Origin of the sequence: Thalassolituus sp. UBA3500 (genome assembly GCF_002377545.1) — a bacterium.
In the GTDB taxonomy this organism is placed as follows: domain Bacteria; phylum Pseudomonadota; class Gammaproteobacteria; order Pseudomonadales; family Oceanobacteraceae; genus Thalassolituus.
Map to the genome: position 1 here is coordinate 268,741 of NZ_DFQB01000060.1, position 20,522 is coordinate 289,262.

20 protein-coding genes and 1 pseudogene are annotated in these 20,522 nt (G+C 52.5%); 11 read left to right on the forward strand and 10 right to left on the reverse strand.

Annotation, left to right across the window (positions count from 1 at the left end):
- Nucleotides 1-51 precede the first annotated feature (51 nt).
- Entirely contained in the window at nt 52-1,404 is a 1,353-nt protein-coding gene (dcm, locus tag B2R29_RS16665; RefSeq protein ID WP_301182091.1) for a DNA (cytosine-5-)-methyltransferase, read from the reverse strand.
- Between the two features lie 60 nt (nt 1,405-1,464).
- Here dcm and B2R29_RS16670 point away from each other — a divergent pair, with 60 nt between their 5' ends.
- Nucleotides 1,465-1,920: a very short patch repair endonuclease gene (locus B2R29_RS16670; protein WP_301182092.1), complete on the forward strand. Its 456-nt coding sequence runs from the start codon at nt 1,465-1,467 to the stop codon at nt 1,918-1,920.
- Here B2R29_RS16670 and B2R29_RS16675 read toward each other — a convergent pair.
- From B2R29_RS16675 to B2R29_RS16705, 7 genes are all read right to left on the reverse strand, one after another.
- A complete protein-coding gene (locus B2R29_RS16675; protein WP_301182093.1) occupies nt 1,898-2,269 on the reverse strand; it encodes a hypothetical protein in 372 nt (123 codons plus the stop codon). The genes B2R29_RS16670 and B2R29_RS16675 overlap by 23 nt on opposite strands.
- 652 nt (nt 2,270-2,921) lie before the next feature.
- Complete coding sequence (locus B2R29_RS16680) at nt 2,922-3,164, reverse strand: hypothetical protein (protein ID WP_301182094.1); 243 nt, start codon at nt 3,162-3,164, stop codon at nt 2,922-2,924.
- Between the two features lie 9 nt (nt 3,165-3,173).
- Nucleotides 3,174-3,629: a hypothetical protein gene (locus B2R29_RS16685; protein WP_301182095.1), complete on the reverse strand. Its 456-nt coding sequence runs from the start codon at nt 3,627-3,629 to the stop codon at nt 3,174-3,176.
- Nucleotides 3,626-5,272, reverse strand: coding sequence for a hypothetical protein (locus tag B2R29_RS16690; RefSeq protein WP_301182096.1), 1,647 nt, complete (start codon nt 5,270-5,272; stop codon nt 3,626-3,628). The genes B2R29_RS16685 and B2R29_RS16690 overlap by 4 nt, the downstream gene beginning before the upstream one ends.
- 133 nt (nt 5,273-5,405) lie before the next feature.
- Nucleotides 5,406-6,257 (reverse strand): metal-dependent hydrolase, encoded by an 852-nt coding sequence (locus B2R29_RS16695; RefSeq protein WP_301182097.1) that lies wholly within the window; start codon nt 6,255-6,257, stop codon nt 5,406-5,408.
- A 4-nt stretch (nt 6,258-6,261) separates the two neighbouring features.
- Entirely contained in the window at nt 6,262-7,104 is an 843-nt protein-coding gene (locus tag B2R29_RS16700) for a metal-dependent hydrolase (RefSeq protein ID WP_301182098.1), read from the reverse strand.
- 150 nt (nt 7,105-7,254) lie between these two features.
- Nucleotides 7,255-7,803 carry a TetR/AcrR family transcriptional regulator gene (locus tag B2R29_RS16705; protein ID WP_301182099.1) on the reverse strand — a complete coding sequence of 183 codons (549 nt, stop codon included), beginning with the start codon at nt 7,801-7,803 and terminating at the stop codon, nt 7,255-7,257.
- Between the two features lie 85 nt (nt 7,804-7,888).
- On the opposite strand from B2R29_RS16705, the gene B2R29_RS16710 reads away from it, so the two are divergent.
- The 4 genes from B2R29_RS16710 (at nt 7,889) to B2R29_RS16725 (ending at nt 11,641) form a co-directional block, all read left to right on the forward strand.
- Nucleotides 7,889-8,737 (forward strand): hypothetical protein, encoded by an 849-nt coding sequence (locus B2R29_RS16710; RefSeq protein WP_301182100.1) that lies wholly within the window; start codon nt 7,889-7,891, stop codon nt 8,735-8,737.
- Between the two features lie 332 nt (nt 8,738-9,069).
- A complete protein-coding gene (gene mnmG, locus B2R29_RS16715) occupies nt 9,070-10,968 on the forward strand; it encodes a tRNA uridine-5-carboxymethylaminomethyl(34) synthesis enzyme MnmG (protein WP_301182101.1) in 1,899 nt (632 codons plus the stop codon).
- A 62-nt stretch (nt 10,969-11,030) separates the two neighbouring features.
- On the forward strand, nt 11,031-11,333 hold the full coding sequence (locus B2R29_RS16720; protein ID WP_297533651.1) for a type II toxin-antitoxin system RelE/ParE family toxin: 303 nt from the start codon (nt 11,031-11,033) through the stop codon (nt 11,331-11,333).
- Nucleotides 11,334-11,335: 2 nt separating this feature from the next.
- Nucleotides 11,336-11,641 (forward strand): HigA family addiction module antitoxin, encoded by a 306-nt coding sequence (locus B2R29_RS16725; protein ID WP_301182102.1) that lies wholly within the window; start codon nt 11,336-11,338, stop codon nt 11,639-11,641.
- 40 nt (nt 11,642-11,681) lie between these two features.
- Here the strand turns inward: B2R29_RS16725 and B2R29_RS16730 are convergent, their stop codons facing one another.
- Nucleotides 11,682-12,554, reverse strand: coding sequence for a LysR family transcriptional regulator (locus B2R29_RS16730; protein ID WP_301182103.1), 873 nt, complete (start codon nt 12,552-12,554; stop codon nt 11,682-11,684).
- A 142-nt stretch (nt 12,555-12,696) separates the two neighbouring features.
- On the opposite strand from B2R29_RS16730, the gene B2R29_RS16735 reads away from it, so the two are divergent.
- The 6 genes and pseudogenes from B2R29_RS16735 to B2R29_RS16760 all read left to right on the forward strand — a co-directional run bounded on the left by B2R29_RS16735 (nt 12,697) and on the right by B2R29_RS16760 (nt 19,335).
- Entirely contained in the window at nt 12,697-14,295 is a 1,599-nt protein-coding gene (locus B2R29_RS16735; RefSeq protein WP_301182104.1) for an NADH-quinone oxidoreductase subunit L, read from the forward strand.
- Nucleotides 14,292-16,724, forward strand: coding sequence for a YbcC family protein (locus B2R29_RS16740; protein ID WP_301182105.1), 2,433 nt, complete (start codon nt 14,292-14,294; stop codon nt 16,722-16,724). Before B2R29_RS16735 ends, B2R29_RS16740 begins: the two co-directional genes overlap by 4 nt.
- A 1-nt stretch (nt 16,725) precedes the next feature.
- Nucleotides 16,726-17,220: pseudogene (gene cysD, locus B2R29_RS16745) on the forward strand (sulfate adenylyltransferase subunit CysD); the annotation flags it as partial.
- A 32-nt stretch (nt 17,221-17,252) separates the two neighbouring features.
- Nucleotides 17,253-17,468 (forward strand): hypothetical protein, encoded by a 216-nt coding sequence (locus B2R29_RS16750; protein WP_301182106.1) that lies wholly within the window; start codon nt 17,253-17,255, stop codon nt 17,466-17,468.
- A 189-nt stretch (nt 17,469-17,657) separates the two neighbouring features.
- Nucleotides 17,658-19,007, forward strand: coding sequence for a type II toxin-antitoxin system HipA family toxin (locus B2R29_RS16755; protein ID WP_301182107.1), 1,350 nt, complete (start codon nt 17,658-17,660; stop codon nt 19,005-19,007).
- Between the two features lie 25 nt (nt 19,008-19,032).
- Nucleotides 19,033-19,335, forward strand: a complete 303-nt coding sequence (locus B2R29_RS16760; RefSeq protein WP_301182108.1) for a helix-turn-helix domain-containing protein — start codon at nt 19,033-19,035, stop codon at nt 19,333-19,335.
- Here the strand turns inward: B2R29_RS16760 and B2R29_RS16765 are convergent.
- Nucleotides 19,267-20,448, reverse strand: a complete 1,182-nt coding sequence (locus B2R29_RS16765) for a YbfB/YjiJ family MFS transporter (protein ID WP_301182109.1) — start codon at nt 20,446-20,448, stop codon at nt 19,267-19,269. The two genes, B2R29_RS16760 and B2R29_RS16765, sit on opposite strands and share 69 nt — an antisense overlap.
- Between the last annotated feature and the right edge of the window lie 74 nt (nt 20,449-20,522).

Here is a 20,522-nt window from a genome sequence, read left to right on the forward strand (position 1 = left end):
TTATCCATTTGACTTTACCTGGTGCATTACTTCAAGTACCTGTATCAGCATTTACTCTATAAGGCGCTTGGTTACGAGTTTGGCTACTGCTCGGAATACAGGAACCACGACAGAGTTACCAAACTGTTTGTATGCCTGCGTATCTGATACAGGGATGACAAAGTCATCCTGATCGGGGCGACTGAACCCCATCAGCTTTGCACACTCATAGGGAGTAAGCCGTCTGGGGCGATTCTCCAGGTTCTTTCTGTTATCAAAGCCCTTTTTGAAGTCCCAGCCTCGATCAACGAGTATCTCTGATCCGTCTTTGTAATAACGTGCAGACAAGGTACGCGCGACATCATTGGGGCCGACAAGGCCGAAACCGAAGCCATTACCCTTTTCCTTATGCTTTATCGCATAATTGTGGAGGTACTCCCAAAGCTTTGGAGTCAGTGTGTATTTAGCGTCTACATCCTGATCAAAGATGTCACCAAGGGTGATCTTCTTTTTAGGGTAGTATTTGCGAATATCTTTCAGTGTGAAGCCTTCATGGATGTTCAGGTCTTTGCGGAATCCCACAAGAACAATCCGCTCACGGTGCTGAGGAACCCAGTTTTTTGCATCAATCACTTTAGGGTCTTTGGGACCTTCGTGATCTGCATCAGCAACCCAGTAGCCAAGCTCATCAAGGGTTTGCATGATGATCTTGAAGGTTTTGCCTTTATCGTGGCTCTTAAGATTTTTTACGTTCTCAAGAATGAACGCCTTCGGTTGCTTTGCCTTAATGATACGTGCGACGTCGAAGAAAAGGGTGCCTTGTGTATTGCACTCAAAGCCATGAGCACGCCCGAGAGAATTTTTCTTTGAAACTCCAGCGATAGAAAATGGCTGACATGGGAACCCGGCTAACAGAATGTCGTGGTCTGGAATCATTCTGTCGATATTCTGATAGGCCTCTTCTTCGGAGACGGTCTCGTCAGAGGACAGCGTTACGTCTCTGATGTCCTCATTGAAGGTATGGTAGTCGCCATGACTGTAATAATTTGCCTTGTAGGTGCGCGCAGCAAACTTATTCCATTCGCTGGTGAATACGCAAAGACCATTCTCATCTTCAAATCCTTTACGGATTCCACCAATACCCGCAAACAGGTCGATGAACCTGAAACTCTCTTTCCCGGGGATAACTTTTTCTTTCGGAAGAAGGCCTTTAAGAGCTTTGAATTCCTTAGCGCTGAGGCGAGGTTCGGATTTACCTTTGCTCCATCTATTGATGGTTTCTCTGCACCAGTGCCCAGGAGTCACAGAGTTGAGAAAGTCTGCGATTGCTTTCTGGTCATAAATTTCGAGAAGTTGACCCAAAAGAGTGGTATCAGATATGTCATCATAGCCTTCTGTGATGAATGCGAGTTGTTCAGTGGCCATTTTTATCTCCAGGTCAATTGTGTGACATCATATCACTGATTCATTCCATTCGGGAGCAATATGTCAGACGTCCACTCCCCAGCTACCCGCAGTCGCAATATGTCGGCTATCCGGGGTAAAGATACAAAGCCGGAAATGCTGATCCGGCGGGCCTTGCATGCTCGTGGCTTCCGGTTCCGTCTGCATAACCGGGCACTGCCGGGGTCGCCAGATCTGGTGCTACCTAAGTACCGTGCTGCAGTCTTTGTTCATGGCTGCTTCTGGCATCGTCATAACTGTCCTATGTTTCACTGGCCATCATCCCGCGAAGAGTTCTGGCGGGAAAAGCTGAATGCCAACTACGAGCGCGATGAGCGTAATATCAACTTACTACTGAATGCAGGCTGGCGCGTTGCTGTGGTGTGGGAGTGCAGTCTTCGCGGTAGACAAAAGAAAAAACTGAATACTGTAATCAATCAACTCTCCACATGGCTCAGGTCTGACCAGCACTATTTCAGTATGTCGGGTGATTCCTGACGTAATACCGGGTTTCGAGCCAGTCGTTGATGATATTCATCACTCGTATAAATTGGTCGCACACTCCCTGTACGTCCAATTCTTCCCAATCGTAGAAATTACCTGCTTTCGGTATCGGATGGTCTTCATCAAGTAGGTATATGTTGGCATCTACAACGTCGTGTAGCTCAGAAAAAGTTTTAACATTTTCTGGCTGTACGCCTCTACGCAGATCTTCTTTGATCCATTCGATAGCAATAGCGGCGCGGTAGCGGATTACGCTTTCCAGTGTGAGTTCACCTCTGAGGCCGATGCCGTGGTGGAATGTGCGGGTTTCTTCAAGAACGGAAATTGCCTGGTTCGTTTCCATGATTTCAGGTCTCTTTCAAATACTGGTTAAATAAACAGTATATGCAGGTTGCAGATAAGTAAAGTTTTTTCTGTTTATTTATACATGTGACTCATAGTCCGTGGAGTCTCCGGTGTTCAACTGACACACTTAAACTCTTCAAAAGGAGGGTTTTTCAATGCGCTATTTCTATTTGGTTGTAGACGGTTTTGGCCCAATCGCTGGCCATATGGAGGAGGTCGCTAAGGGGCTGCTTTGCGACTACATATATGATCAGGGTTATGAGGTATCCGATTGTTTTATCGCGTTCGAGGCAGGTACTAATGAGACAGCTGCGAAGATATACCTTGAGGCTTTTCGGCACATGAGAACATGTCTTTACGGCGAGTTTCAGGACAGTGAGTACTTTGATGTCGTAAGAGTAGTCAGTTCTATTACCGTACTTAACCTTAAAGTTTCCTTTAAGGATAGGTCATTTCATCTACCAGGCCCTAGGTAAGCTAAATGATCTTATTCACCGAATTTAAGTTGCTAAAGGGAAGAGTTATTCCTAACGGTATTGCGCAGATACTTTTGAAGTCCATCGGCGGAAGATTGTACGGAAGCATAGAGAGCCTGGTGATGCTTTGAAGTCATAGAAATTTACTACATAAGATGCAGAAAGCTAATTTCATTAGGATTGTGGGGGGAAGTATTGCCCGCCTTTTTCCGTGACTAAGAGGATGCCAATGCTTTCAGGCGTCATTTTCCTAAGTTCACTAAAACCTATTTTAAAAATATGGAAATTTTTAAAACTTACTCTACCGGGTTCAGTAGAAGCAGTGATACAGAATTCTTTCTTCCCTTCCGCTTTGGTTAGAACCGGAGAAAATTCATGTTCATCTTGATTCACTACGTATACGATATTTTGGGTCATACCTTTTCCCTACAATTTTATTTGTTCTGATAATTTTAAACATCCGATCTCTATAATTCTATCTTTATAAATATTCAAGTCATCGATTTCTGGTTGAGAAAGGTTGAGGGAACTAAAATATCGTTCTATTGAGGAATAGAGTATTGACACTGATGATTTATTTAGTGATGAAAAATAAATAGGATTTCTAGAAAATAGTACGGCTAAAGCAAGTATATTTTCGATTACAGATTCAATGTTTTCTTGCGATTCTTCTGTTCCTAAGAACTCACTAAGTTTATTAATAAAAACCGTTAAATTTTTATCAGGGTCCTCTTCAATGTATTTCTTGACCCATCCTTTCGTTTGTGCAAAGTAAGCGTGTTCGTGGGTTTCTCGGTTACGAGAAAAATACTCGTCTTTACCTAGAAAAAACTTAACGGTTTCATTATTTTGAACTGCAGTTTTAAATAAATTATTACTCACTGTAATTTTTCCACATAAATATTATCGACTTTGGACAAATTATCGATATTGTTATTGTGTACAATATGTTCACCACCTGACATAGTGGCTTCAGATGTGCCGGCTTTTGTGTACCCTCCAGGTATCCACTCGCCTTCGTAAGCTCCGCCTTCATTGCCTGTTGGAATTTTGTATTCGAAACGAGGATCCTTTGGCATAGTTTTTACGTAAGCGATCCTGGAATCTTCGAGCGTTACGTTTTCACCAAGGTTTAATCCATCTCTGAGTACTTTCCAATCGCCTCCACTGGCTTTATATTTCTCAATCAGTAAATCCATTTCGGAGCCTAGGCCAACGAACTTGCCGTCAGGAGAAAGAGTTTTATATTTAGGGTTGTTTATCCAATCTTCAATGACAATAATTCCAGCCCCTTCATTCTCAAATTTTGCGAGATGTTCTGATATGTACTCTTCTGGTAGATATTCAGCTGGATTATCAGGTCTATTACCTTGTTCTAGGTTTATGATCTCATCAAATTTTTCTTGAGTCATTGGGACGTTTTCAGGCACTACAGCATTTGCCGTGTTTTTCGGCTTACTCACCTCCCCCGTCTCCGCCCCATGCGCATCGGTTTTCTTAACCGAACCATCGACGGATTCCAGCTTGCCTGGGCCGGTGTTCTTTCCATTGAACGCTTTTTTACGGTTCTTAATGCGTTTGGTTGCTTTCGCAAAGTCAGCTAACAGGTCACCGACTTTGTTGAATTTACGCACCAGGTGCATTTTGCTGCCTACGGCGGCCACCACGCCTGCACCACCAGTGACGGCGGCGACGATGATGGTGAGTATCAGCTCAAAGGCACCTGAGCCTGCGACTTCGGTCACTTCGATGCTGTGTTGCGCCTCGGCGTAGTCTTTCACGAAGCGGTATAGAATGTCGCGCAGGGTCTCGTCATTGAGCACCAGATCGGTCATGGCGATGGCTTCGTCGATCTGTTTCTGGGTGATCTGGCTAGGATCGAAGCCGATGGCTTCAACGAGTTCGCGTTTTTCGCCGCTCAGGTAGGTTTCGGCGTAGGTATCTGCGAAGTTATCCGACTCCCATGCGTCACGAAGTGCTTTGGCATGGTGCTGCATTTTTACGAATGGGTTGATGACGTCGCTGAGCTCTTTTACCTGCACTGCGAGGCCCCAAGCGGATGAGCCGATGCCAGTCATGAAGGCGCCTGTGTAGATCAGGCCTTTCATCACGGTGGACTCTTTGTCGATCTGGCGTTGGTGCATGGCGGCTTCGCGCCGTTCGCCTTCTACGATCTGACGCAGGGCGTTTTCAATCTGTACGCGCAGGAATGGGCGATCATCGGGGATTTCGTCGTCGACTGCACGAGCGGTATCGACCTTTTCGAGCGTCAGGTAGTTGGCCGCGATGGCTTTGGTCAGCGCTTGTCGCGGGCATGACGGTCGGTCATCCAGCTTTGACAGTACGTCGAAGTAGAAGTGGTTAAAGCTGTCGTCGATATTGCTTGTGCTGAAGTGGCCAAGCAGCAGTTCGGCATCAAAGTTGCCACCCGTGCAGAGGTTTTCTGGGTGGTACAGACCGGGGCCTGAGCCGCGTCGGAGTCGGTAACGGTTGCCCTGAAGGTCTTCTAGTTCAAAATCGGCCATGACGCTGGGATATCCATACTTCCGTGTGAGGTTCCGGGTTCTGGCCCGGTTGCAGCGAGTCTAAAACGGGTGTCTGTCAAAGGCAAATAAGGTAAGACATTGGCGGCCACATTGAGGTGGCCGCCGAATAGGTTTACACCGCTTTGTAGTTGTCGTGCTCGGCTTCCCAGCCTTCGAGCAGTTCGCGGTTGTCGTGCTCCCACGGATGGAAATCACGACGGTAGTAGTCTTTGTATTCTTTCCAGATGGTCGGGAGCAGCGCTGGCGATTTCCAGTAGAAGCGGAACGCGGATTTCCAGGTCGACCATTTGAAGAGCTGCTTATCTTTCCACAGGAAGTATGCCTGCACAGTGCTGAGGCGCATGATGAAGGTCATAGTGATGGTGGCCATGTGGAAAACCCGCTTCCAGTAGCCGCCGCCTGCCGCTTCATACACGTCAAAGCAAACGCCTTTGTGCTCGGTTTCTTCGACGGCGTGCCATTTCCACATTTCGCGGATGCGTGGGTCCATTTCATCGGTCAGCTCTTTGTTGGTGAGCATCTGGTGAGCAAGCATGGCGGTGAAGTGTTCAACCGCACAGGTGATGGCCAGGCGATCTTTGGCTGGCATGTGCTTTTTGATGAACAGGCGCACGGCACGCTCTTGTGCCTCGACTTTGGTGGCTGGGTAACCGAGTGTGTCGAGATACTCACTGAGCATGTGGTGCTCGTTGCCGTGAATAGCTTCTTGTTTGATAAAGTTTTTCACCTGCGCTTTGAGGTGTTCATCTTTAACATGGTGTTCGTTGTCACGAACGGCATCAATAAACAGGCGCTCGCCCTCAAGGAACAGGCACGACAGTGCGTTCATCAGGGTACTTTTGAAGGCATCGTTGCCATACCAGTAGCGCGGCAGGTCTTCGAATTTAAATCCGAAGTCCATTTTACGGCCATGAAATTCAATGCCCGCGCTTACTTTGCGGGCGGTCGCTTGTTTATCAGTCATAGTTTTATACGGTCTTATAGTTATTGTGGTCTGCCTGCCATTCACTCAGCAGCTCACGGTTGTCGTGATCCCATGGGTGAAAGTCGCGGCGGTAGTAATCTTTGTAGTCGCTCCAGATGCTCGGGATCAGCCCGGGCTTCTTCCAGAAGAAGTTGAAGCCTGATTTCCAGGTGGATGGCTTGAACAGTTTGCCGTCTTTCCACAGGAAGATGCCTTGCACGATGGCTGTGCGCAGCAGGAACATCCAGGTGACATTGAACATGGCGAAGACGCGCAGTGCATAGCTGCCGCCTGTCTGCTCATATACGTCGTAGCATACGCCTTTGTGTTCGGTTTCTTCGATGGCGTGCCATGTCCACATTTCTTTGAAGCGTGGGTCCATGCCTTCGGTAGCCTCAGGGTTCGTCAGCACCTGATGGGCAAGAATCGCCGTGAAGTGCTCAACCGCGCAGGTAATGGCCAGACGGCGGCGCGCCGGCATGTATTTGCGCATGAGCTTTTTCTCTTTGCGCTCAAAGTCTTCCACTTTGGTCGCCGGATAGCCCATAGAATCCAGATATTCACTGAACTTATGATGTTCATGCCCGTGAATAGCCTCTTGTTTGATGAAGCTCTTCACTTGCGATAGCAATTTTTCGTCTTTGACCAGATGCTGGCTGTCGCGCACGGCATCGATGAACATACGTTCGCCTTCCAGGAACAGGCAGGAGAGTGCGTTCATGAAGTGGGTCTTGAATGCGTCGTTATCGTTCCAGTAACGAGGCAAGTCTTCAAAGTTGAAGCCAAAGTCCATTTTTCGGCCAGGAAACTCAATATCAGCGCTGATTTCGCGTGCTGTCTTGCTCATAAATTACCTGCCTTACTGCGGTTAGCTCAGTAGTTATCTGTGCATTTGATAACCACGATAGTCGCTGTATAAGTCTTGTGACAGGTGGAGTTCGGACAAAGTTGCTTAATTTGATGTGTCGTTTCAAGCCATGAAAAGTAATAAAAAGAGTCAGTAGCTGCTGAGAGAGGCAATCCAGCTACGCGCAGCGTGCAGGTGTCGCGGACTATCACTGAGGCGGTCGAAGAGTAGTGAGCCCTCGAGTGCTGAAACGATAACGCAGGCGAGCTCGTCTTTTGGGATGGGCAACAGGCTGGCTTTCTGCAGGGCGTCTTCGACCCAGCGCTCCATGTGCTCCAGGAAGGTATTCACAGCGCCAAGGCTGGCGTCGCTGAGCTCATGAGGTGACGCGGCGTAGGCCAGGCTCATGCATTGGCGACGGTGTTTATGATAGCTCTCGAATACATCAATCAATGCACCCAGCCGCTGCCGTGGCCGATGGGTGCCAGCAGTGGCCGCATCCAGTTCACTGAAGAATTTGAGGTCGTAGTCCTGAAGTAGCTCGGTAAGCAGTCTCTCGCGGCTCTGGAAGTGATAGTGCACAGAGCTGGATTTGATGCCTGCGGCTTTTCCCAGTTCACGAAAGCTGGCGGCCGCCAGATTCGCTTGTTGAATCTGGTCGATTGCAATGTGTTTCAGCTGGGCGCGCGTCTCGGACATGGTGCCTCCCTGTCTCCTGTTCTTTACCGGAAAAATCCAGCAGATGAACTAAGCTTTGATGAGATTGACTCGATCAGGACTGACCATGTTACGCGTGCTTATTTTCATACTGCTACCTCTGTTTGCGACTGGCTGCCTGGAGGAGGAGGAATCAGACGACATTGTTAACGATCAGGGAGATACCGTCTCCGATCCGACATTACGACTGAACGGTCTGTGGAATGGTCAGCTGGATCAGGCAGGGGCGCTGAGGATGTTGATGTATAACGGTAATGTGTTTGGCTTCGATGAAACCATTGCCTTCTACGGTACGGTCGCACTCGATAACGACAGTGCGACCGCCACGATGACCCTGAGCGGTTACACCTACTCGAACAGTGATACTGCTGCCAATCAGTTTGTTGCTGGCGGAGCACCGGAAGATTTTACCTTGTCGGGTTTGCTTTATCCCACTACTACGACTGATGACACTCTGGTTGGTGATTACGACAGCGATACTGCCCCCGGCGGCTTTGCTCTGAGTAATGACGGCACCTGGGATACGAATTCACGGCTGGCGACCTTGCGCGGCAAGTGGACGTCGACCGGCTATGAGCTTTACCTGACAGAGGTAGGCGATGAGCTTTCATTCCGTGAGGTCAGTGTCGCGACCCCAGCAACAGGTTGCACGACGCGAGGAACGATCCGGATTCTCAATGAAGAGGTTAACCTCTACACCGTTCAGCTGTCTGAGCGGAAGAACTGTCCCGGTTTTAATGTCACCAATGCCCCCGGTTATGCCACGGTGAACGCTAATGGTGAGCTTGAGCTGTTTATCCGGAAGGAAGAAGAGCTTTTGTATGCGCGTTACACCCCGGCAACGGCGACTACCGACACCACGACTGAGACGCCAACAGATGAAACAACCGACGAGACTGCCGAACCCACCGAATAGTTGTGAATAAGTCTGTAGAAAACCTGAATAAAATTTCAGGAAAAGATGTTTAATCTTCAGAATAACTAAAATATCTGATAAACCACTCAATAAATATCCACATTAATGTACAGGGTTATCCACATTGATAACCCTTGCTATTACTGGGTTTTATCAAATTATTCCTGATCTGTGGAAATCTTTATCCCGTTCTATACAGCGGTATTTTGTGCTGTGAATAAACTCCTTGGTTAAAATTCAAACAGTATCTATCGGCTGGTGTGTAGTGGTGTTACAATGCGCGCCCTTTTTCATCTGCCCGGCAGATGTGAACAACTGAATTGAGGTGTGTTGTGGATTATCCCGTTCGTTATGACGTGATTGTTGTTGGTGGTGGCCATGCAGGTACGGAGGCGGCGCTGGCGTCGGCGCGTACCGGCGCGAAGACACTGCTGCTGACCCACAACACCGACACCGTGGGCGTGATGTCATGTAATCCGGCGATTGGCGGCATCGGCAAAAGCCATCTGGTGAAAGAAATTGATGCCCTCGGCGGTGCCATGGCGCGCGCTACCGACAAAGCCGGTATTCAGTTCCGTACGCTTAACAGCCGTAAAGGTCCGGCCGTGCGTGCCACCCGTGCCCAGGCCGACCGCGCGCTGTACCGCAGTGCGATCCGCAATATTGTCGAAAACCAGCCGAATCTGGATATCTTTCAGGCCGCCTGTGATGACCTCATCATGCAGGGCGACGGCGTTGGCTCGACCGTGGCGGGCATCGTCACCAATACCAACATGCGTATTCACGCGACCAGCGTGGTGTTAACAGCCGGCACCTTCCTTGGCGGACTTATCCACATTGGTATGGAAAACCACTCAGGTGGTCGTGCCGGTGATCCGCCTGCGATTGCCCTGGCGCAGCGTCTGCGTGAAATGCCGTTTAACGTCGGCCGTCTGAAAACCGGTACGCCTGCGCGTATTGACCGCCGCTCTGTGGATTTTTCTGTGATGCAGGAGCAGCCGGGCGATACGCCGCTGCCGGTGATGTCTTTTATGGGTTCTGTGGATGAACACCCTGAGCAGGTCAGCTGCTACATCACGCACACCAACGAGCGCACCCACGACATTATTCGTAATAATCTCGATCGTTCGCCGATGTTTGCGGGCGTGATTGAAGGCGTCGGCCCGCGTTACTGCCCGTCGATTGAAGACAAAGTCACCCGCTTTGCGGATAAGACCAGCCACCAGATTTTTGTGGAGCCAGAAGGCCTGAACAGCAACGAGCTGTACCCGAACGGTATTTCGACCTCACTGCCTTTTGATGTGCAGCTGGATCTTATCCACAGCATGGCCGGCTTCGAAAACGCCCACATTACGCGCCCGGGTTACGCTATCGAATACGATTATTTCGACCCACAAGATCTCAAACACAGCCTTGAAACCAAGTTTGTGAATAACCTCTGGTTTGCTGGCCAGATCAACGGCACCACAGGTTATGAAGAAGCCGGTGCTCAGGGCCTGCTGGCCGGTGCCAATGCGGCGCTGCGCGCTCTGGAGAAAGACGCCTGGGTACCGCGTCGTGATCAGTCTTATATCGGCGTGCTGGTTGACGACCTGATCACGATGGGCACCAAAGAGCCGTATCGTATGTTTACTTCCCGAGCGGAGTACCGTCTGGTGCTGCGCGAAGATAACGCCGATTTGCGCTTAACCGAAGTTGGTCGCGAGCTGGGCCTGGTTGATGACGAGCGTTGGGCCGCGTTTACCGCTAAGCGGGAAGCCATCGAGACCGAAGCTCAGCGTTTAAAAACGACCTGGGTGCAGCCCAATACCGACGAGGCCAAAGCGCTCGAAGGCATGGGTGAAGCGGCGATCGCGCGTGAGTACAACCTGCACGACCTGCTGAAACGTCCGAAGCTGACGTATTCTCAGGTCGCGAATCTGAAAGGTGAACCCGTCAGCGATCAGCAGGTTGCCGAACAGGTTGAGATTCAGGCGAAGTACGATGGTTATATCGCCCGTCAGCTGGAAGAAATCGAACAGCTGCGCCGCTATGAAAACACCCTGCTGCCAGAAGACCTCGACTACGATGCGATCGGCGGCCTGTCGAACGAAGTGAAGCAGAAACTCAATACCGTACGCCCGGCCACTCTGGGTGTTGCGTCACGCATTTCCGGCCTGACTCCGGCAGCGATCAGTCAGATTCTGATTCATCTCAAGAAGCGCAATCTGGCAGGGAAGATGAGCGCCTGATTCCCGGTTGGGTTGAAAGTGTAACCAGACAGGTTACAATGCTGTGAGAATAAGGATATTCGATGGCAATCAAGAGTTTTAAGAGTAAAGCGCTCAAAAAGTTCTGGCAGGGCGATGTCAGCAAGGTGAAAGCCGACCATGTGGATAAGATCAAAGACATCTTGTCCGTCATGCATGCTTCGCATCATCCGCAGGATCTCAAAGCTGTGTTTCCTTCGTTTGAAGAAAAGAAAGGTTCCGGCGCGGGAGTTTTTTCTATTCAGGTGAATGGCAACTGGCGAGTGACGTTTCAGATCGAAACCGATGGTGCCATTCTTGTCGACTATCTTGATTACCACGGCAAAAATATCAGAGCGGTGAAGTAATTATGTCAATGAATGCAGAGCCTGTTGCAGGACCAGCTTTTCAGCCCTCCCATCCGGGCGAAATTTTTAAAAACCAGATTTTGAGTCGTTATGACTTATCCATTTCTGAAGCTGCCCGTCGCTTGGGGGTTTCTCGCAAACACCTGACGAACTTCTGCAACGCACACGTGCCTTGCTCAACCGACCTTGCCCAACGAATTGCGGCCGCGACGGACTCAGGCATTGCCATGTGGATAAACTTGCAGGCGGCTTACGACACATGGGCAGCTGAACATAGGGAAGTACCAGACGTTCAGTCATTTCTGTGAATCAGCGTTGGTTCTGGGTTTGAAGCGGTCAGAATCCCCTCTACTGCGACTCCAGCAGGTCGGTTAACACCGGCGGAATAAACTGCCGCTTCACGGTGACTGCGTAGAAATTTTCGAACACATTCGGCAGCGTCATATGCACCTTCAGAGTGCCTTGCTCAATCTCATCTTTTACAACAACCGTGGGCAGCACAGTCAGCGCGCCGGTGTCCCGCGCGAGCAGGCGCAACATGGCCATGTCGTCTGCTTCTGCGAGGATAGCCGGTTCGTACTGCCAGCGACTGCAGAAGCCATCAAAGGCCGCGCGCATTTCGGTATTGGGTGCCGGTAGCACCCAGCGCATGTTGCTGTAACCGTCGGGAAATTTCTTATTTTGCAGATCATCTGGGCCGACAATAGCGACCGGCTGTTGAGCTAGTAGCTGACTTTGCCAGAGGTCACTTTGCCCTTCGTTGACCACGTTGGCGTTGGTCAGAATCAGGTCGAGTTGATGGTTGCGCAGACCATTGAGCAGGTTCGCCATGCCTTGGGCGTGCAGACTGAAGCGCACATCCCGGCGCTCTATCAGGGGGGTAATAAAGCCCTCAATGAAGTTACGGGACATGGTGGATAACACACCAATACGGAGTTGTTGCACCTCTGGGGTAATGCCCCGCTTGATCAGGGCTTCAAGCTCTTCTCCACGACTGAATATATCACCGGCGTAAGTGAGTACACGCTGACCCGCATCAGTCAGAACCAGTCTGCGGCCCTGCCGCGCAAACAGTGGCGTGTTCATGCTCTCTTCCAGTGTGCGTATCTGTGCGGACAGCGCCGACTGCGATACGTGAAGCTGACGCGCCGCTTCAGTCAGGTTGCCCAGCGTGGCAACTCGCCAGAAGTAATACAGGTGGTGATAATTCAGACGGCTCATCGGGGGCAGTTCTCTGTTGGCGGTCAGTGGACTGGTTGTCTTCGTTCATAAAAAGAGAACGATGTGTGAGTTTATATCTATTTTACATGAATACCTTCGCGGCTGGATACTCTACGCACATCTGAACAGGAGGATGCGTACCATGAGTATTTCCCCTCTGCTGGTTTCTGTAATGGTAGTAGCGGCAATCCCGCTTCTATTGCTGGCAGGAGCCTCCCTCGCTAGTTTGCAGAGCCGGTCTGTAACAATCACTGAATCCATGCGCTGGCAGTGTGCCTGGCGTGCATCGCAGTTGGTGGCTGTATTTACTGCGTTACTGATCGCCGGCGTCGCCTGGTATGGCAGCCCGGAATTGCCTTTCTTCAGTATTGACCCCCTGAGACTGGCGCTGTTGACCTTACTGTCGGTGATGGCGTTGGTGGTCGTGAAATTTTCGCGTCGCTATCTGGCATCTGATCCCGGTTTTGGCCGCTATCTGCGCTGGTTGTTGCTGACGCTGGCGGCTGTCGCGCTGGTGTTCATCAGTGATCATCTGTTGTTGTTTGCCGCAGGCTGGACTGCGATCAGTCTGTCACTGCATCAGCTGTTGATGTTTTTCCCAGAGCGGCCGCGCGCGGCGCTCGCAGCGCATAAAAAATTCCTGCTTGCCCGCGTCGCGGAGGCCTCACTCATTGCGGCTTTTTACCTGCTGTATCAGCAGCACGGTACTGCCATCATCAGTGATATCGTCGCGACGTATCAGGTGCCGGTGACGCTCAGCTGGCAGGAGCAGCTTGCGGCAGTTCTGATTGCTGTGACGGCGTTGATTAAGTGTGCGCAGTTGCCGATGCATGGTTGGCTGATTCAGGTCGTTGAGGCGCCGACACCTGTGTCGGCGCTGCTGCATGCGGGGGTTATTAATCTAGGTGGCTTCCTGCTGATTCTGTTTGCGCCTTTGTTTCTGCAGGTGCCGGCGGCGCAATGGCTTGTGTTGATTGTAGCGGGTCTGACGACAGTACTGGCTGCGCTGATCATGACAACGCGCATCAGTATCAAGGTACGCCTGGCCTGGTCGACCAGTGCGCAGATGGGCCTGATGCTGGTTGAATGTGCACTGGGGTTGGTCGAACTGGCACTGCTGCATCTGCTGGCTCATTCAGCCTACAAGGCCCACGCGTTTCTCAGCACCGGCTCAGAGGTACAGGCGCATGTTCGTCAATCTATGGTGTCTGTGGTTCCGCCGACACTGCGTCATTGGGCGCTGGCTCTGGTCGCTGCCTCGGCAATGACGTTGGCTGCCTGGTGGGCGACTCTCTCCCTTCACGCTGTGTACCAGCCTGTGAGTGGCTGGTTGTTACTCGCACTGGCTCTGACGGTCTTAGTGGCTGTTCGCAGTGCGGCGACCGGTTGGCTGGGAAGCCTGGTGATCGCAACGGGCGTGACCAGCGCTTACACACTCCTGAAAACGGGCCTGCACTTTGTCTCTGAGCCACTGAGCTCCGACCTGTTACCTACGATGTTCAGTGCGCCGGACCTCTGGGCACTCGGACTGTTCGCGTTGCTCTTCGCTCTTTGGTGGGCATTACGCTGGCGTGCCTACTGGCGCTGGGTACAGAAGTTATCGACTGCGCTGTTCGCCGGTCTGTATCTGGATGAATGGTTTACCCGTACCACATTGATGATCTGGCCAGCGCGGTTACCGCAACGTGCCAATCCGAAGAAATCGATTCAGCTTAAAGAGTATGAGGAGAAGGTGTCATGACGGTACAGTCCAGTTCGTTTCATTTCGAAGCCATGTTCGCTGCAGTCGAGGCCGCCGGACAGAGTATCGCCCCGGTCTGGCCACTGGATCGCTCCATTGCTGTGAACCCGGTGTGGGAGCAACGCAGCGAGCATATTTCTGAAGTTGCCGCAGAGCTCGGCGCGCTGGGAGGCATCCGTTGCCTGATGCCGGGCGATTATTACCTCCGGCTATGGCAGCGCAGTGTCATAAAAAATCGCCACCTGGTCGCGGCGGCATCAGATCAGGGAGTCACGGCGACACCTGAGGATCTGCTTCAGGCATTGAAAGCACCGCTGGCCTCTGAGCACTGGCAGAACGTGTCTGACTGGCTTGATGAATCTCCTCAGCGGCAGAATAAGATGGCCTGGCGTGATGAGATTACACACCAGATCAGTCAGTTTATGGCGGACTATACCCAGTCAAAAGTGCAGACCGGTAATCAGCCGCACTCTCAGGTTAAGCCTCTGTATCAGGCATGGGTGAGCCAGGCCCGGGCTGACAAGGGCATTACCATCCTGATGGGCGAGCCTGGCCTGGCCCGCGCTTTTCAGGAGCTGCCAGATGATCCGGGCGCATTGATTCTTGCTGCTTTCTCAGAGCTGGGGGTCACGTCGGCGCATCAGGCAGAGCAGTATGCAAAGGCCTTACTACTGGATATCAATGGCTGGGCCTCGCGGCTGTCGTTTGAGCGTTGGGAAGCTCGCCTTAATGGGCAGGAAGAAGATGCCCTGCCACAGCTGGTCGCTATACGTCTGGGGTGGGAACTTGCCCTCTGGCGGCACTGGCAATGGCGTCATCCGCAAGCGGCCAAGCGTCTGCAGGCGGCGTGGTTCATGCAACTGCCTCAGATTGGTTTATTGAAAGAGCGTCATCGCTACAGTCAGCAGTTACTTTGGGTATGGCAGCGTGCTGCAGAGCGGGCGCGTCAGGAAGAAGAGCAGCGTTTACTGCGCTCGCCGGCTTTAAAAGCGGCGCCGCAGACCAGCCTGCAGGCCGTTTTTTGCATCGATGTTCGCTCGGAGATCATCCGGCGCGCACTGGAGTCGCAGAGCCCGACGATTACTACCCATGGTTTTGCAGGCTTCTTTGGCTTGTCAGCGGCCTACGCACCTGTCGGAACAGGCCTGAAGCGGCCACAGCTGCCGGGGCTTTTCAGCGCTGGTTTCAGTGTCACCGAAGGTGGCCATGAGGCTCAGGAACTCGGTCAGGTCCGGGCGGTTCGTCACCAGCAGCAGGCCGCATGGAATGATTTCAGTCGCGGTGCCAGCACGGCATTCAGTATGGTCGAAGCGTTAGGGCTGACCTACGCCGGTAAGTTGTTAAAGCGGACGTTTGGTTGGCAGCGCGATGATCATCCGGTGAATGACCTGGCGACGACGGGTCATTGGGACCTGTATCAGGGCGAGCGACCGCTGACGATTTCTGAGAAAGCCGATATCGCGGGCCAGGTGCTCAAGGGTCTCGGCCTGCGTCGCCTCGCGCGTTCGGTCATGTTGGTTGGCCACGGCAGTCATACGACGAACAACCCGCATGCGGCAGGTCTGGACTGTGGCGCCTGTGGCGGACAGACCGGGGCCATCAATGTGCAGGTCGTAGCACAACTGCTGAATAACCAGGCGGTCCGGAAGGCGCTGGCAGAGCGTGGGCAGCGGATTCCTGATGCCACCCACTTTTATGCGGCGTTGCACAATACCACCACAGACGACCTCGACTGTTTCGGTGAGCTGCCGGAGGACGTTGGCCAGTGGCTGAAAGATGCGACTCTGCTGGCGCAGCGTGAACGTGCCGGGAATCTGGGCCTGAAAGATCAGCCGGCTTTTAACAACCCGGATGCTCTTGACCGCGAAATCAGAAAGCGCGCCGCAGACTGGTCTGAGGTTCGTCCTGAGTGGGGATTGGCAGGCAACAGTGCGTTCATCGTGGCACCGCGCAGAATGACCCGTGGCGTGAACTTCGGTGGCCGGGCGTTTCTGCACGACTACGACGCCTCACTCGACAGCGACTTCTCGATACTGGAAGCCATCATGACAGCACCGATGGTCGTGACTCACTGGATCAACATGCAATACAACGCCTCGGTCACCGACCCGCTGAAATTTGGCAGCGGTAATAAGTTGCTGCACAACGTAGTTGGCGGTCACCTCGGCGTGTTTGAGGGCAACGGCGGGGATCTGCGGATTGGCCTGCCTTTCCAGTCGGTACACAACGGTCAGCGCTGGATGCATGAGCCACTGCGGCTGAGTGTCTACATTGCGGCACCTGAAGCCGCAATCAGCGATGTGATTGATCGTCATGAAACGGTGCGGGATCTGGTCCACAACGAGTGGATCAACCTGTTCGCGCTGCGCGATAACGGCTTAGTCAGCCGTTGTGCGCCGCACGGTTGGGAGGAGGTGATCAATGACTGAGATGGCAGAGAAGCGCCTTACCCACCTGCAGATGCTGGAGGCTGAGGCCATCCATATCATTCGCGAAGTCGCTGCGGGGTTCGATAACCCCTGTATGTTCTACTCGATTGGCAAAGACTCCACCGTCATGCTGCATCTGGCGCGGAAAGCGTTTTACCCCGGCAAGGTCCCCTTCCCGCTGCTGCATATTGATACCACGTGGGAATTTGCTGAAATGGCGCAGTTCCGCGACCGCCTCGCAGAAGAGCTTGATCTGAATGTGCTGGTGCATATTAACGAGGAAGCGCTTGAGCTTGGGGTACACCCGATTGAATCCGGCTCGGTGAAATACAACGACCAGATGAAAACGGTGGCGCTAAAGCAGGCGTTAGATAAATACGGCTTTGATGCCGCCCTGGGGGGTGCCCGCCGCGACGAAGAAAAGTCGCGGGCCAAAGAACAGGTATTCTCGGTGCGCACGCCGACGCATGGATGGGACCCGAAAGCTCAGCGGCCAAGGTAGTTGATGCGACGGCATTGGAAACCCTGTTGGAACGCTACCCGGCTCAGGGCTGGATGGTGCACTCGGAAGCGGGTGTTCACAAAGGCCTGATGGATCGTGAACAGGTTCTGGCGCTCTGCTCTGAGTGGCACGCTGCCAGTGCGGATATGGAAGGCCACTGGGAGTTGTGTATTGAATGCCCTCCGCAAACAGAGCGTTGGCAGGCCGTTAATGATCGTCTGCGCCGGGCAGCCGCGCGGTAGAGTACTGCTGATCTGTTGTGTCGTGGGCTCCAAGAACTTAAAAAAAGGATGTGTGGCAACCGACAATCGGATTGCGCAGTAAAGTGCTCATTTTGTGATATTTCTGGATGTAATGATCAATATATTGCACATTAACTCTTAGTATCGTATAAATAGTGCAACTTAGTGCGCATTCATTATGGGCAGAATATGTCACGACTAACGCTTCAGACCTATCTTGGTGGTGCCTGGCAGGACGCCTGTGAACTGTATTTCAGTGACCCTGATGCTGGTCGTCATGGTGCTGTTACGCTGGAATACGACGCCGGGTATGTTGCACGCTTTCAGGGAAATCCTGCGGCGCGGGTCAGCGCCCGCTATCCGCTCGACTTTTTCCCGCATGAAACGCCTCACTGGCCCGCATTTCTTTTGGACATCGTACCCATGGGCGCCGCTCGTCGTTATTGGGGACAGCAGCTTAATTTGCCGGACATCGAGCAGCCAAAGTATGACTTCCAGTTGCTGGCTGAATGTACCCGAGCTCCTATTGGCAATCTGCGTATCAAAGAAAGCGTGACAGAAAGTTCAGAGCTTCCGATGATTGGTTTCCAAATGTCTGACGTGCTCGAACAGGCGACAGAGTTTCTTGACTATGCCCGCGCACAAGGTGCGGCTGTAGGGGGGGCAACCGGTGCTGGCGGTGATGCGCCTAAGTACCTGCTGACTCGCGGTGCCGATGGGCTTTGTTATCCGGATGGCTCGCTGCCAGACAGTCAGGCGGAGGAGTACTTTCTGGTTAAATTTCCTCGCCGCAGCTCCCGCCAGGGGCGCTCTCTGGCCAGCGACAGCCTGATTCTTGAAACCGAACACGCGTATTACAAAGTGGCTCAGCGGCTAGGTTTCGATACGATTTCGTCAACCATACACATTGAATCAGGCCAGCCAGGAAGAGAAATAGCCAGCTTGTGGATGCCCAGGTTTGATCGGGTTACAGCTCATGGAGCAACAGAGCGATTGGCGGTCGAATCCCTGTATTCTTTGTCAGGTGTGATTGTTCCGGGCGCGACAATTCATCATACGACGTATCTTAAGGCGCTTACCCATCTCTGGAATGAATATGCCCAGAGCGATGACATAGAGAATATGGTGCAGGAGTACCTGCGCAGAGATCTGTTAAACGTGGTTTCAGGCAATAGCGATAATCATGGGCGAAATACATCCGTAATGCGCCTTAACTCCGGAATCTGCCTTGCCCCGGTCTACGACCTTGCCCCGATGGTGCTGGATGAAGCGGGCATTACCCGTACCAGCCGTTGGAGCAATGACAACGAAATTGGAGGCAATTTCCGCTGGCGGGAAATCTGCGACGAAGCGGCAGCGGCAACACATCTTGATGGTCAGCGCCTATGGTCGGGGTTGCGCGATTTTGCCTTAACACTCTTCGATTTACCTGAGTATGCGAGTGAATTCGGAGTGCCTGAACAGGTGATGGATTACGAGCTCCATGCACTCAATCTGAAAAGAGTACCTGATCGTCTGAAACAGTGGGGGCTGCTTTGAGAGTTGACCTGAGAGCACATTTGTCATGACAAAGAATCTCCCTGATTTTAAAGCGATGACGCGTACAGAAGTGCTGACCTGGGTTGAACGCTCTGTCTCAACGGGCGAATTATCTCTGGGCGGTGCCATACGGGTGCTTCGCCGTCATATCGCACGTCAGAATCAGGCTGACTTTGCAAAGCTCTGTGGCCTTTCCCGCCGGACACTGGTAGCGATCGAATCCGACGAAGGTAACCCGACGATTCAGACGGTTAACCAATTATTGAAACTGTTTGGACTGCAGCTTGGTTTGGCGAGGCTTTACCGGAACTCTGAGCATGAGCAATAAAGCCCACACGCAGGCGCCCAGCCCCCAGACAAAGGTGGACGCCAGTGTGGCGCCCATGTGAATGCCCGCTTCTGCGACAATGGGGCCGAGCAGTTGTGCGACACCATACAGTGCGATCAGGGCGGCACTCAGGCGTGGTCCCTGATGAGGATGAATGGAGCGCGCCAGCCGTTGCGTCAGGAACACGGCGCCTAAAAAGCTTCCACCTATCATCGCGGCACAGATCCACAGCCCGCTGACCTGAAATGGCAGTACCAGTATCGCCGCGATGGATATCGCCTGAACGGCGTAGTTGAGAATCAGGGCGTTGCGGTCGCCAAGCCGGTTGCCCAGAGAATTCCAGACGAAAATTGAGGGAACAGAGGCAATAGCGGCGATCAGCCAGGGACTGGGGCTGACGTCGATGCTCCACTCCTGTGCAACTGCAGGCAGAAAGGTCATCGGCAGAATGTAGCCAAGGCCGGCGCCAAAATACGACAGAAACAGCGGCGTGCTCTGTTTGTCCCAGAGGGCTGAGTGGTCATCCCGGCTGACAGGTGCATCGCCTGAGCTGAGGCGGAACAGGTAAACACCGGACCAGAGAGCCAGGGGAATGCTGATGATGGCCGCAGGTATCCAGCGGTCGTTGCCCTGTAACCAGATCGCAGTGCTTTCAACGATCTGGTTGCTTAACAGCAGACCAGCTCCCACACCCAGATACATCAGGCCGCTTAACGTCGCTTTGTTGCGGGCGGCGAGCCACTCCAGCACCAGCGCCGGAGCAAGCACAAAGACCACCCCATTGGTAATGCCGTTGCCTAAACGCAGACCTGCCATGTACGGAAAGTAATCGCCACCCACTTGCAGCAGCGTGATGACTGCGTTGCCGAGCACGCCGGTAAGCAGGGCACTCCGTCCCCAGCCATTCTGATACGCTAACAGCGCAATCATGGCGCCTGCGAGATAACCGACGTAATTCCATGTAGCCAGCTGTGCTGCTTGCTGAAGCGTGAGTAAACCATCACTTACTAGCAGTGGAATCAAAGGGGTATAAATAAAACGACCAAACCCATGAACGACGATCAGGGTGGTGGCGGCGGCGACAAGAGGCCAGAAGGGGCTACGGGCTGACATGATGGTCCTCGTTACTGAGGCCGACAGTATATAGATGCGGCTCAGGCTGGGCATCCCGACTTTGGATGAACACT